The organism is Halalkalibacter urbisdiaboli (assembly GCF_002156385.1).
GTDB classification, from domain to species: Bacteria; Bacillota; Bacilli; order Bacillales; family Bacillaceae_D; genus Halalkalibacter_A; species Halalkalibacter_A urbisdiaboli.
The window spans coordinates 982,467-997,198 of sequence record NZ_MVJM01000002.1 but is presented as its reverse complement, the minus strand read 5'-3'; the positions used below and the strand labels follow the sequence as shown (position 1 = coordinate 997,198).

Below are 14,732 nucleotides of genomic sequence, written 5' to 3'. Positions count from 1 at the left end.
GTAGTCAGACCCACCTCTATTAATTTCATATTTTTTCCTTTATAATGGGATTGTTGGTATTTAATGAAGGAGGTATTTTGTGAGAGTCTACATAACGAAAGTCATGATTTTTGTACTTAGTATTCTATTGATTGGTTCTACGTTTATGCAAACAGGTTTTGCGATGCTAGATTCCGAAGAGGTTCGGAAAGAAGCAGAAAGTCGAATTCTTGATAAGCTTGATTTGCAAGAAGACGATCGACTTTCTGCAAATGTGTTGGGACAGGAGAAGCGAATGTCGAGTGAAGATACCCTTGTGGTTCGTTATTCTTCTCCGATTTCAGCGAAAGCTCATCAACAAGCTGGAACGGTCTTAAAGAAGCGAATTGCCGAATTAGGCTATGATGTTGTCACGATCCATGAGGATACCTCAATAAAGGATGTGGCAAAAAACTATGCAGCGATGAAGGAAGTCAAATCGGTTCAGGCAAGTGTGCCGTTTGAGCTGTATGCAACAGCCGATCCAAAGGTTTCTGCTATGTATCATTTGGATGTGTTAAACATTGAAAAGGCGTTGCAGCTTGCTGGTGACCATGAAGTCACAGTTGGTGTTGTTGATACTGGAGTGAATCGTCATCATCCAGAGTTGAAAAATCAAATTAAGACAGAGGTTAATTCACGTGACCCACTTAAGCGCCCATTAGCTGATGCGCATGGTACTCATGTTGCCGGGATTATTGCCGGGGAAAAGGGGAACGGCATTGGTGGTTACGGGGTGAATCCAGAAGCAAGGATTGTTTCTATCGATGTGTTTAATCGCGACATGTTTGTGTTTGATTACGATATCGCAGAAGGAATTTTACAAGCAGTAGAGCAGGACGTAGATATCATCAATTTGAGTCTAGGCTCCTACAGCCCTTCCGATATTATTGAGCATGCTGTACAGAAAGCGATTGAAGCAGGAATTGTCATTGTTGCAGCAGCAGGAAATGATGCCTCAGCGTCGATAACGTCTTATCCGGCCGCCTATCCTGGTGTGATTAGTGTAGGGGCAACGAATGAAAAAGATGAACGGGCCTTTTTCTCGAATTATGGACCGACAATTGACGTTGTAGCACCTGGTGATAGTGTTTATGCTCCGCTATTTTCAGTTGATAAGCATGCGACATTTGATAAGTTATCCGGTACGTCGATGTCGAGTCCTATCGTCGCGGGTGTTGCTTCATTGCTTTTATCAAAGCACCCGAATTTAACACCATATGAAGTGAAATACATCATTCAGCAGACCGCATCCAATGCAGGTCATTATGATTTAACCTCGGGGTACGGCATGGTCGATCCTGTTAAAGCGTTAGAGTATGATGTAAAAAAATTACCGGAGTTTACGCAGGAAACAACTTCAAAAAAACTTTCTTGGAATGACGAGCAGGAAGCGAAGGCAGCTGACGCGTTTACTAAGGTAGGCGAAGCATTTCAATACGAAGTTGTTGTTGAAGCGGGAGATTTCGTTCAGTTTGAACTGACAGGAACTCCTTCATATGATCTTATGTTTGAGCTGCAGTTTGAAAATGAAAATGGCCAAGATGACCCTGTTCTTGTAAATGACGCATCGATAGGAAGAGCGGAAGGGTATTTAATGAGAGTTGAAGAAGCAGGCAGTATTAAGGTAACAGTAAAGGATCCAAATGAGCATTACCGCGAGGATGGAAAGCATACGTTTACTTTAAATCTGTCAAAGGAGCAGGATTATAAAGAAGATTCAATTACAAAGAATCAACCCGTTGAAATCGAGGAGCTTCCTTTTTCAACAGCAGATGAACTTGACGAAAACCTCTATCTAGCTGGAGAAAGCGGGGATAGCGATTATTTCAGGTATACATCTAAAGAAGGAGAGAGCGTTCAGGTCGATGTGTCTGCTTTGCCAGGGATAAATGTTGGCATTCATGTGTATTTAGCAGATGAACATGCTCATGGATATGCAGATATACCAGCTGATTTTTCGTTCGATTATGAGGATGATGGCTTTGGGGCGATGCCGATGTTTAGTGATTACTCAACAGCAATCGGGGTACCAAAAACCTTTGTGTTCGAAACGATGCCGGAAACAGAGTATCTCATTGAGCTGACTACGGCTGAGGATATTTGGTTTGATCCCTATATGCTTTATTTTGAGGAAATGGAAGAGGTTCAACCAAAATCATCGCATATCCCTTACACATTATCTGTAAAAGGGGCGGTTCCTTCAAAGGATGAGGACGGATTCCCGATGTATTCTGATGTTGATATGCCAGCTGATGAAGATGTAGCAGTTGAAGATATTTTTGAAGATTATCGTGAAGCAGGAAGAGAGCATCAACAATTAATTTTAGATATGTTACTAGGTGGGGCTGGTTTTTATGTTGATCCGTTTTTAGCAGAGGAAATCATTTTTGCTAGCCAGCCATTGGAGCTAGATGAGCCATTCAGAGCAGGATTTCAATATACAGGGGACCAGGATGTTTTTCACTTCACGCCAGAGGTGAATGGTATCTATCATCTTGACTGGAATACAACAGCTACCTTGAATCCATTTGTTGATGTATTCAAAGTTGAAATCGATGAGGAAACCGAAGAGCAAGCATTACAACCGATTACTTTCAGTGGTGGTTATTCGTATTATGATTCTAACGTAAACAAAACTGAATTATATTTAGGTCTTGAGGAAGGGGAAACGTACATCTTTTTAACCTCAAATCAAGTAGGATACGGACAGCCTTCATTGGATGAATATGAATTGGAGTTATCGTCCGTAAAAGCTAACCCAGAAGATTCCTATTGGAAAAACGATAGCTTTAACAATGCGAAGCCAGTTCCAAGCTATGCGATTAACGGGAATCTAGCCATGACAGGCAGTTCAGACTTTTACTATGTTGAACCAGCAAAGCAGGACGAGCTCATTGGATTTCACTACGAAAGTCTTCAGGCTACGAATCGTCAAAAGCAAGGATTGCCAGAAGAGCTCTTTGCTCAGACGGTTCCACTGTTGTTAATTGTTGAGGACACGGATGGAGATCGCGAGCTTTCAGAGAAAGAGGAGTCGAACGTGTCGATTCACATGCCAATGGAGCTAACCGAGACTGAATTACGTGGCTCGTTCCGCGCGAAAAAAGGTGCCGGCTACTTTATTGTCGTTGCAAATGAGCCGTTTCTAACAGGGCCAACGTCATTTGCCCCATATCGTCTTGATGTCTCGACGATTGATCCAGACCGTGATGAACCACGCGGCTTTATCCAATCTGGAACGGGGATGTGGGAGACAACCGGATTCTTACCAGTTGCCTCTTCTAGTAAGAAAGTGACCAACAGCCATCGCCTTGTTGTAAAGGAAGCAGGGGAATACACGGTTCAGCTTTCCCTTCCATCAGATTTAGACGGTGTTGTAACGATTCGCAATAGCGAAGGTGAGGCTATACAAAGGGTCGATCATTACGGTAGCGGTGATGGTGAGCACATGACCGTGAAGCTGAAAAAGGGAACGTACACAGTAGATATTCAAGATAGTAATGGAAACACAAGCCTTCATCCGTATAAAGTGCAAGTAACGAAATAAGCTTGAGGAAGACCTGTTCCTGTGTAGGAGCAGGTCTTTTTAATCGTGGGTTCGCCAGTCTATGGATTGACCGCAGGCAATTCACCGGAATAGGTGAAAAATCACCGAAGAAATTAAAAAAACAACGCATTCTGCTCACAAAAAAACCCCTCATTTCAAATGAAGGGTTCGAATTATTGATTATTTAAATTCATCACTAAGTGAACGGGCTAGAAATAATGAAAATTCACCTCGTGTTGTTAAAGCTTTTGGTCGAAATAAACCGCCAGCCTCAGTGGTGATGCCGTTTGCAGCTAAAATATTTACAGAATCGTATGCCCACGAAGAACGTTTAACATCTTCGAACGAATAGAAGCGAGTCGGCTGTGCGTATGAGAAGGCCCGGTGCAACAGAACACTCACTTCTGCCCGGGTAATTGAATCTGCTGGGCGGATGTTGCCTTCATTTCCGATCATCAAGCCTTGCTCTTCGACAGCACGTAGAGAATCATAGGCCCAGCTTTTCTTCGAGACATCCTTTGCTTTTAATTCATATGTGCTAGAAGCTTTTAAGCCTAATGTGCTGCTTATTAAATGAGCGGCTTCGGCACGGGTTAGCTTGCTATTCGGTTCGAAAGTTTGCCCGGTCTTTCCTTTAATAATTCCTAAATCGAATAAATAATAAATCGCACCATATGCAAAGTAGTCAGGTGAAACATCTTGAAACTCATCGCGGACGAGAGGCTCCTCTTCTAAGTTCTCCTCCACGATATCCTCTTCCATTGCTTCAGTTTCCTCTGTTTCTGCAAAAGCGGGAGTCGACAGAAGCAAGGCTGCCATACTAACAGCTGCTGCATATGTCATTCTTTTTCTTAACGTCATAACACCCTCCTATTATGTAAAAAATAGCAAATTACTCTACTAGTAACTATAATACAATCTCCTTGATAACGATAGTATTTTAGCTAGATTTCCCACAATCTAAGTATAAAGTACGAATTCCAACATATTATGATAATCTTTTCCATTATTCCTTTTCAACTGGTAGGTGATCTTGTAGAATTATAAAAGAATAAGTGAAAAAAAGAATCGCAATCTTAGAGAATAACAGGTGGAGTGAATATGGTTGAAAAAAAATAGATTTGTCACGACGTTATTGTTGGTTGGGGTTTTGTTGTTGTCATCGCCATTACAGGCGTTAGGGTACAGTGGTTTTGGTTCAAAGCTAAGTTCACAAAAGGAGGAAATCGCTGACGGTGTGTCACTCATACAAGAGACATATCAAAATGGGACAACACAGCGGGCCATTCAAGTGCTTGATGTTGCCTATTCGAAGCCAAGTGTATCACTTGAGCTCTATCATCCGACTCCTTTAGGAAGGCTACAGACTACGACCGCCCAGGCATTCGCGAATACGTATGATAATCATTATGTCGTCGGTGCCATTAATGGCGGGTTTGTGCCGATGAACATGATTGTACGCAACAATGAGATTTTACATTTTGGTGTGACCTCTAAGGATGCAGATGGTCCTGTGTTTCATAAAGCAGCGTTTGGACTAAACCGAGATGGTCAGCCGGTTGTAGCAGATGTGAATCCGGTTATCTCTTTTACACATAACGGGGCCACGTATAATGTTGATTCAGTTAATAGTACGAGAGAAACGGATAAAATTGTTCTTTATACACCTTCTGAGAACCGTACAACAACAAATACGAATCAATGGGGAACTGAAATTGTCGTCGTTGCAGAAAGTGGCTCTGATTCATTTAAGTTCGGTTCACAGCTAACAGGTACTGTTACAAAGGTGACGAGATTAGGACAAGCAGGTAATTCAACGATACCGGAGAACGGCTTTGTTCTCTCTATTCAAGGGAAAACGCTCTCTGATCAGTTTTTATCCGTAAAAGAGGGAGAATCGATTTCGGTTCAAGCCTCGATTAATAATGAATGGAAGGATGCCCAGTTTATGCTTGCGACAGGGCCGACACTTGTGCGTAATGGTGCCCAGTCGATTTCTATGAATCTAACAAGCTCGTTTGCAACGACGGCTCATCCGCGTACAGCGATTGGGGTGTCAAAGGATGGCTCACGCGTGTATCTTGTTACGTTGGATGGCAGACAATCAGGATATAGCAACGGGGCAACGTTACAGGACTTTGCAAACTATTTAATTTCGTTAGGCGTTCACAATGCAATTAATTTAGATGGTGGCGGCTCAACGACGATGGTCGCCCGTTTGCCATATTATCAAAATGCTACGCTCATAAATCGACCATCCGATGGGGTCGAACGTGGAGTTCCCACAACGCTGCAAGTCATTTCGACGGAAAAGCCGAAAAAGCTAGAAATCAACGACCCAATGCTAATGATTTCCTCACTTGATCGAATGACTGGCTGGCAGGCAACTGCTGCACGGGCAGAGGTTTCGCTTTCAGAATCAAAGGGGACGGCTCGTTTAGGAGAGGGAGCTCTTAAGCTTACTTATGATTATACGAAGGGTGAAACTGGCACGGCTGCTGCTTATTTAAAGGCAAGTCCAGCGCGGGAAATTCTAGGAATGCCACAGGAGCTTGGCCTTTGGGCATTTGGTGATGGACGTGAACATTGGTTACGCGGAACGATTATGGACGGTTCGGGTCAACGGCATACGATTAATTTTACACAAGAGCACGCATTTAATTGGACTGGCTGGAAATACGTCAGAGCAAAGCTTCCTAGTAATCTCCCAACACCAATTAAGCTAGAACAAGTTTACATTGCTCAGTCAGTTGCTTCAAAGCAAGGAAAAGGTCAGGTTTACTTTGACCAAATTGAAGCAATCTATCAACAGAGCTATCAGGTTCAACGCTTTTCGGATGTAAAGGCTAGCTTCTGGGGTTATGAGTCGATTCTCAATTTAAATGATTTGAATGTAATTAGTGGGTTTAATGATGGAACGTTTAAGCCAAATGATTCGATTACCCGTGAACAAACAGCGATTATGATTGCTCGAGCTTTGAATTTATCGGCAAATGGGCAGAAGACAGCGCTCAAGGATGTTAAGCAAGACTCATTCTACTATGACGCAATCGTTGCAGTTGAAAAGGCTGGGATTATGACTGGTAAAACAAGTGATACGTTTTCTCCACAAGAGAAGCTGACGCGTGCAGAGATGGCAGTAATTTTACAGCGAGCCTATCGTTTAACAGGCTCTACTGATAATCCATTTCCTGATGTAAAGCCATCACATTGGGCATTTAAGGCAATCGATGCGTTAAAGAGTAATCAGCTTGCTAACGGGCTACCTGATGGGACGTATGGTTTGAATAAGGTGACGACGCGTGCGGAGTTTTCTGCCTTTTTAGACCGCGCACGTCAACAATGACATAATTTCCTCCTAGTCGGGGGGAAGGACCTTTGATAGAATAAAAGTACTTCAGAAATTTCGACATCATTTTTAATGTTTCCCAGCGGTTTTATCTAAAATTGCTGACTGGAAACGAAAGGGGTATTTTTGTGAGAAGTTTGCTTATTATCTTAATCATCTTAGGCACAATTTTCCCATCCTATCATTCAAGTGCGTTTGCTCAAAGTGATGATTTGACTGGACACAGCCTTGAAACAGAAATGAGATCAGCGATAGAAAAAGGGATTCTGCGAGGCTACGGCCCAGGTCGTTATGGCCCTGATGATTCTGTTACACGTGCGCAGTTTGCAACATTCTTAGGGCGTGCGCTTAATTTACCAGGAGGGTCTTCAAGCTTTGATGACGTTCCAGAGACTCATCCGCATTTTTACGATATTAGTCGAGCGGTGAGTGCAGGTATCGTTGGTGGGTATCCAGGTAATGTTTACAAACCGGAAGCACAGATTTCGAGACAAGAAATGGCAGTCATGATAGATCGTGCCCTCACGTATAAAGGAATTACCCGAACTTCTGTTGCTTTAAACTTTAATGATTTAGATTTGATTAATCCAAGCTTTCGCTTAGCGGTTGCTCATAATGTCTATTTTGGGATTATTCGCGGGATTCCGCTTGGTGGTGGCAAAGTTAATTTCGGACCAAGAAATGATGCAACCCGTGCCCATGCAGCGGCATTCATAGAAAGAATGCTTCATGTTATTTCCACAGGCGGCGAAACGACAGAGCTTTATCGTGTGGCCTCTGTATCTCAAAATGGGTCGGTTTCGTATCAACCAAACTACTATATGACATATGCAGAAGCTGCTGCGAATCAAGGCTCAAATCAATTAATCTACCAGGGATTAAAGCTATTAAAAATGAAGGATGGTATGGTAGCGGCTAATCCTCCAGTTGGACAATATACCGTTACCATCCGAGCGGAAAATAAAACAACGCAGCAAACGTATGTTGCACCTGGTACGGAGCTAGAATACATAAGCTCTGATGAAAACTGGGTTCATGTTCGTTACGCTGACCAAACAGGCTATATTCGCCAACAGGATGCACTATTAATCCCAACGCCTTTAATGCAAGGGAAATCACATTATGAAAATTCAAATGGAGTTCTTGTTCATCGTGTGTTTGACCCATTGAAAAACACTTCAGGTACATATTTGTATGGTTATGCGCCAACCTTTATGCAGCCTGGACAAAAATATTACAGCTTAAATGGTCGTGATTTTAAGAATGCATCGGGCCAAAATGTCGGACAAGCCTTTCAATATTTTAATTATCTTCCATTGCGTTCAAAGACGAACTATACGGCAGACGATTTAAACCGTTATATTTTATCAGTAGAAACCAAAATCAATGGAAAAGTCGTCAAGGATGAAAGCCCGTTACGAGAGCTCGGTCATGTATTCATTAAAGCTCAAGAAACATATGGCATCAATGCGCTTTACCTTTTTGCAAAAGCCATTCACGAAAGTAGTTATGGGTTAAGTGAAATTGCGATTCAACGTAAAAATCTATTTGGCTACCGTGCGTATGATAGTGATCCACTTGGCAACGCCTATAATTATGAGAGTTTTGAAGATTCGATTATGGGAGTTGCTCGCTCAATGAATGAGCGTTACTTAACGCCTGAGGGTGCTCAGTACCGTGGAGCAGTATTAGGAAATAAGAGCCATGGTATGAATATTAACTATGCCTCTGATCCGTTATGGGGTCAGAAGATTGCTGGTCATATGTATCGAGCGGATGCCTTTTTAGGGAAAAAGGATCATGGTGTTTACAAGGTGGCAAGAACGACGGAATCCTTGAATGCCCGTCCACAGCCAAACACGAAACTAGCACCACAATATCGTTATCCTGGTTCAGGTTACTATGTTGTTATTGTTGAGGAAACAAAACAAGCAGATGGAACATGGTACAAGATTTTATCGGATCATAAGGATCATGAATTTGCGTACGTTCATGGCGATTACGTTCGTGAAGTTCAATTTGTTAAATAACTAGAAGCATAGGAGGTAGTACAGCAACTACCTCCTCCTTCTTACTCATTTTTCGATCCAAATCCCACCACTAGGGGGATGTCTAGGTAATTTTCATAATGAAATTGACATGTGAGGGAAAGGAGAGATGCTAAGTATGAAAGCGATGAAACTAGTGAGTTCGCTCTTTTTGGTTATCTGCCTCATCGTTACAGTCGGCGGGGTTGCTCATGCCAATGCGAAGCAAGGGGTTGTCAAGGCGACATCTCTTACTGTTCGGGCGTCCGATTCTATTGAAAGTGAACGAATTGGGTCATTGAAACAAGGCGCTACTGTTCAAATTCAAGCAACTAAAGGAATTTGGTATGAAATCGATTACCAAGGCCGCAAAGGGTATGTGCATAGTGATTACATACAGCTAAAGTCAACCTCTACGAATCCAACAAAGCCTTCCACTTCAGCGGACATCAAGATTTTTATTAATGGTGAACCATTAACGTACCCCATTTCAAAAATACCTATGGTCGATAACAGCACGTTAGTTCCGTTTAGAGCAATTGGTGAAGCTTTAGGGATTAAGGTTGAATGGAATCAAGCAAAGAAACAGGTTCGCGCTACCGACCAAGGGAAAGAAGTCTTATTTACTTTAAACTCTGAAGATACAAAGGTGAATGCAGATATTATTCAAGTTCGTCCGTCACCCCGTTTATTCGAACATAGCACGGTTATTCCGTTACGCTTTTTCTCAGAAACCTTTGGTGCGGATGTAAAATGGAATCAACAAACGAAGGAAATCTCGATTACGAGACAGAAGCCTGTTTCCGATTCAACGACGACTCCAGGCGCACTTACTGGTGTTATCGCCCGAGCGGATACGTTAAATGTTCGCTCAGGTCCAAGCCGAGATTTTAACTCTTTAGGAAAATTAACGAAAGGCACTCCTGTTGAAATCACTGATTTTAGCGAGCGCTGGGCAAGAATTAAATATGAAGGCCGAGATGCGTATGTTCATGCCTTTTATCTAGACTTAGCAAAAGATGGTAAATCGCCATACCGTCTCATGACTCAGCCTGTTGTATCAACAACTGGGCAATCAACGACGATTACGTATGGAAAACTTGGAGGTTTTATTAAGACTTCAGAAGAAAAATTTGAGAACAACATGACAATTCAGACAGAGGCACACGAACTTACCAAGCCGAAGGAACGTATTACGGGGTTATCAAATGTAACTGTTAGTGAAAATGAGAAAGGCAAAACCTTGAGCTTTACAGTCTCAAATGACTTTCAAGCCTCTGTTTCTGACACGGAAGGGGAATTAATTATTACGGTTACCCCGGTGATAAAAGGAAATATACTATCCGGTAAGAAAATCGTCATTGACCCAGGCCATGGTGGCAAGGATCCTGGTGCAGTCGCAAATGATTTACACGAGAGCGATATCGCCTTAGATGTAAGTCTTCGTCTTGAGAAAAAACTACGCGAGGCTGGTGTGCACGTCATTATGACTCGTGATACGGATGTTTATCCATCCTTAGGTGATCGTGTAAAAGTCGCAAATGATTCCAATGCTGATGTTTTTATAAGTGTCCATGCCAATGCAGCGGAATCAAAAACAGCAAACGGAACAGAAACGTATTGGAATAGCACATATGCAGCAGAAGGTAGTGAAGGACTCGCTCAAGCAATTCATAAAAAGCTGATCGAAAAGCTTCACACAACTGACCGCGGCGTGAAGCAGGGAAATTTTCAGGTTATTAAACAAACGAAAATTCCAAGCGTCCTTCTTGAGTTAGGCTTCGTGACGAATTCAAGCGACGCAGAGCTGATGAAAACCGATGAGTTTAGAAAAAAATCAGCCGAAGCCGTGTATGAGGGATTAGAGCAGTATTTTAATAAGTAGAATACTAGATTAAGTAAAGGCGTCCTGCGAGTCGGGGCGCCTTTTATACGTAAGGGTTAAAGTGCGGGAGCATCGGATTCAGGGGCGAATTCGCTTTTCGCTAATCAACAGCTTATCCACAGAATTTAGTAAAAAAGAGCTCGAAAACAAAACGTCAATCCACAAAAAAGAAAAAGATTATGCACATATACAACGGTTATCCATAGAATCGTCTCCTATCCACAATGAAAATCTATTAAAAGTAAAATACGGCTTCAATTTTACTCACATACCCACCGATTTCATCCACATCGGTTTATTTTTCCACAAAAAAGCCACCTGCCTGCGAAGGGAGGTGGCTTTGCTCGCTATGCGTTTGGAGTGAAGGCTTTCCATTTTGATAAATCAGGTTGTTGTTTTTGAACGAGTGACTTTGGATAGATAAACGTCCAAGGCTTTGTTGTATTGGCCTTAACAACAAAGTCTTCGAGCTTGAAGCTGCCTTGAGCTACAAGTTCACCAGTTGCATCCTCAACATGAAGCGGAAGCTGTTCAAGGTTGACGTTTTGGTCACTGCCGTTACGGATGAGCATTGTTACGTGAAGCTCACCTTCCTCGGTTTGCTTTGCTTGAAGCCCCATGAGGTTGACTTCCCCTTCTTTTGGTGGCTCTAAGTCAGCAACAATTTTCTCGAGCTGTTGTTTGCTTGCTTTGTTTAAAGATTGCTTCCAAGCTGGTGCCAAATCAAGTCGGTGTGTCGTGTCTGTGTTTTTTTCTTCTATTAGAAAGGCAAGTGTCCAGCCGGTTGTTGGTAGTTCGGTTGTGAATAAATCCTTCGCTGAAAAAGTGAAATACCATGGGCGGCTGCTTCTTGGTGGAAGCTCACCAACCTCTTTTAGGTTAAAAAGCTTTCGACCAAGGATTTTTTCATTTTCATCCATGAGTACTAGATTCATTTCACCGAGTTCAATTGTTTTGTCTAAGCTATTACGGATAAACGCTGTCACACGATATTGATGTTCTCCATCCTGCATTAAGCTAATGCCTGCTAATGATAGCTGGCTTGGCTTAAGAGGAGGGCATTCCATATTTAGAAATTGAAACGCATATTGATCCTCTTTCGCAATATTCCAATCCGGATGAATCGAGAGATCTGTTTGAACAGACTCGTCATCATCAGAACCAACTTCATTTAATAGGTCTTCTGAAGAGACGGCGCTTTCTTGGCCTTCTAGTTTTGGTTTATTGTCTTTATTTTTATTAAAAAATGGAATCATTCGCTTACGTCCTCCTTCAATTCTTCGATCAACCGGCTTGCGTGTCGGGCGAATTGGATACTAATGGAACGCTGCAATGATTTATACATCATCGAAAAGAGCTCAAAGCCTTCGCGGCTGTATATCCGCATGGGATCCTCTTGGCTGTAGCCGCGTAACCCGATGCCTTCCTTTAAACGTCCCATTTCTTCAAGATGTTGTTGCCAGTGGTGATCGATGTTCAATAATAAAAATTGCTTTCCTGAGGCTTCGATGCCTTCGTTTTCCTTTAATGAATCGATGGTAGCTTTATAGCTTTCAACGAATTGACTAACGTGCTCTTTTATTTCCCTTACGTCTTCAGGTCGTTTCTCAAACGGCTTGAACGTAGGAAGGATTTGCTGGATTTGCTCTGAAAATTCTTCGATGTTCCAATCCTCGGGTAAAAGATCGTCCGTAAAGTAGCTGCTAATATAGTCATCAATCGTTGCTTCGACCATTGGGATGATATGGCGCAGGCTATCATCACCGTCAAGAATGTTATTTCTTAATTTGTAAATAACACCGCGCTGTTCGTTGCTAATATCATCTAGCTTTAATGTGTATTCACGGGCAGCATAGTTGTGATCCTCACATTGACTTTGAATTCGATCAATGAGCGGGTGGATCGCTTTGTTTTGAATAAGCCCGTCCTCATTGGTTGTTAGCTTTTGTTCGTGTTCAAATTTTTCAATATCCTCTGAGCCGAAGCGCTGAATCATGTCATCCTGAATGGAAATGTAAAATTGAGTTTCACCAGGGTCACCTTGTCGACCAGAACGGCCCCGCAGCTGATTATCAATTCGGCGGCTTTCATGACGCTCTGTTCCGATAACACATAACCCGCCGAGATCTTCAACGCCTTCTCCAAGGGAAATGTCCGTTCCACGTCCAGCCATGTTTGTCGCAATCGTTACTTGGTTGCGTTGACCTGCTTGTGAAATAAGTTGAACCTCTTTTTCCTCACTTTTTGCATTTAACAGCTCGTAGCGAATGTTCAATTCATCAAGATAGGCAGCCATCATTTCTGATTGGATAATCGATGTTGTTCCGATTAACACAGGCTGTCCTGTTTCTGTGCGTCTTTGCACCTCTTTAGCAACAGCACGGTACTTATCTTCGGTTGTCGAGAATACTTTGTCTTCACGGTCAATCCGAATACGTGGTTTGTTTGTTGGAACTTGAACAACATCAATCCCGTACAGCATTTGAAATTCACGTTCTTCAGTTTTGGCAGTCCCAGTCATCCCTGATAGGGTTGGGTACATTCGGAAATAGTTTTGAATCGTAATCGAAGCCTGCGTTTTGTTTTCCTCTGTTAGTTCAAGGCCTTCCTTCGCTTCTAACGCTTGATGTAAGCCTTCGCTAAATGATCGGCCCTCCATTACACGGCCAGTGAACATATCAACAAGATGAACTTCGCCTTCTTTCACGATATAATCAACATCGCGTTTAAACATGACACGAGCACGTAATGCTTGAATCATAAAATGATAAAGCGTTTGATGCTCAAGATCATATAGATTATCAATGCCAAAGGCTCGCTCGATTTTCGTAATGCCATCGTCTGTTAAGCTTACTGCTTTTAATAAAGGATCATATAAATAGTCGGTTTTTTCCTTAAAGCTTTTTACAACTCTTGCACAAATATAGTAAAGGTTTGCATTGACTTGTGTTTTTGAGGCAATAATTAAAGGTGTTTTCGCTTCGTCAATTAAGACGCTATCGATTTCATCAATAATCGCAAAGTGATACGGACGCTGTACGCGACCAGAAGCACTGTAGACCATATTGTCACGTAAATAATCGAAGCCAAATTCATTCCCAACGCCATACGTAATATCCGCGGCATAGGCTGCCTTTTTTGTTTCTTGGTCCATTTGCGGGACGTTTAGTCCAACTGTTAAGCCAAGAAACTCATGAACGGGACCGATTAATTCACGGTCACGTCTTGCTAAGTACTCATTAACCGTAATGACGTGAACCCCTTTTCCTTCAAGGGCACGTAAATAACTAGGTAAGGATGCAACAAGTGTTTTACCTTCTCCTGTTGGCATTTCAGAAATATCGCCATCGTTTAATACAAAGCCGCCGATTAGCTGAACATCATAGTGACGCTGACCAATAACCCGCTTTGCTGCCTCACGAACGACGGCAAAGGCTTCAACTTTAATACTATCTAAAGACTTTCCATTTTGTAATTGTTCTTTAAAATATGTTGTTTTCTCTCTAAGTTGCTCGTCCGAAAGCTTCTCAAGGTCAGCTTCCATTTCATTTATCGTTATGACCAATTTTTGATATTTTTTAATCTTGCGTTGTTGCTCATCCCCGATAAGTTTTTTTAATGAGCGTAGCATAATGTTCTCTCCTTCATATGACATCAACTCATAGTATAACACGTCTCGTTTCTTCTTTCATATAAGTTATAAGAGCTTGTAAAAAAAGGTAGGTTTTTACCTTTTTGACACGACCATGCAGGCTGAAGCGGAAAATGTATTTAGGAAAAACTGCCAACTACCCAATTCTTCGATAAAATCCCATTCCCATCGGTTTCTTTTTTTGATATGATTTGCTACGAGGATGGTTAACATGCAAACGGTCTGTTTGTTGCATGTTGCTTGAAAATAAT

Annotated in this window: 7 protein-coding genes; 4 read left to right on the top strand and 3 right to left on the bottom strand. The window is 42.1% G+C overall.

Annotated elements, in window-relative coordinates:
* The first annotated feature begins 79 nt into the window (after positions 1 to 79).
* Complete coding sequence (locus B1R93_RS12610) at positions 80 to 3,568, top strand: S8 family peptidase (protein ID WP_088104301.1); 3,489 nt, start codon at positions 80 to 82, stop codon at positions 3,566 to 3,568.
* Between the two features lie 180 nt (positions 3,569 to 3,748).
* Here B1R93_RS12610 and B1R93_RS12605 read toward each other — a convergent pair whose 3' ends face one another.
* On the bottom strand, positions 3,749 to 4,429 hold the full coding sequence (locus tag B1R93_RS12605; protein WP_088104300.1) for an S-layer homology domain-containing protein: 681 nt from the start codon (positions 4,427 to 4,429) through the stop codon (positions 3,749 to 3,751).
* Positions 4,430 to 4,673: 244 nt separating this feature from the next.
* Here B1R93_RS12605 and B1R93_RS12600 point away from each other — a divergent pair, with 244 nt between their 5' ends.
* From B1R93_RS12600 to B1R93_RS12590, 3 genes are all read left to right on the top strand, one after another.
* Positions 4,674 to 6,914 carry a phosphodiester glycosidase family protein gene (locus B1R93_RS12600; RefSeq protein WP_088104299.1) on the top strand — a complete coding sequence of 747 codons (2,241 nt, stop codon included), beginning with the start codon at positions 4,674 to 4,676 and terminating at the stop codon, positions 6,912 to 6,914.
* 131 nt (positions 6,915 to 7,045) lie between these two features.
* Positions 7,046 to 8,947: an S-layer homology domain-containing protein gene (locus tag B1R93_RS12595; protein WP_088104298.1), complete on the top strand. Its 1,902-nt coding sequence runs from the start codon at positions 7,046 to 7,048 to the stop codon at positions 8,945 to 8,947.
* Between the two features lie 136 nt (positions 8,948 to 9,083).
* Positions 9,084 to 10,829, top strand: coding sequence for an N-acetylmuramoyl-L-alanine amidase (locus B1R93_RS12590; protein ID WP_165763804.1), 1,746 nt, complete (start codon positions 9,084 to 9,086; stop codon positions 10,827 to 10,829).
* Between the two features lie 347 nt (positions 10,830 to 11,176).
* Here the strand turns inward: B1R93_RS12590 and B1R93_RS12585 are convergent, their stop codons facing one another.
* Both B1R93_RS12585 and secA2 read right to left on the bottom strand, forming a co-directional pair.
* Entirely contained in the window at positions 11,177 to 12,085 is a 909-nt protein-coding gene (locus tag B1R93_RS12585) for an accessory Sec system S-layer assembly protein (RefSeq protein ID WP_088104296.1), read from the bottom strand.
* Positions 12,082 to 14,460 (bottom strand): accessory Sec system translocase SecA2, encoded by a 2,379-nt coding sequence (gene secA2, locus B1R93_RS12580; protein WP_088104295.1) that lies wholly within the window; start codon positions 14,458 to 14,460, stop codon positions 12,082 to 12,084. The genes B1R93_RS12585 and secA2 overlap by 4 nt, the downstream gene beginning before the upstream one ends.
* Positions 14,461 to 14,732 lie beyond the last annotated feature (272 nt).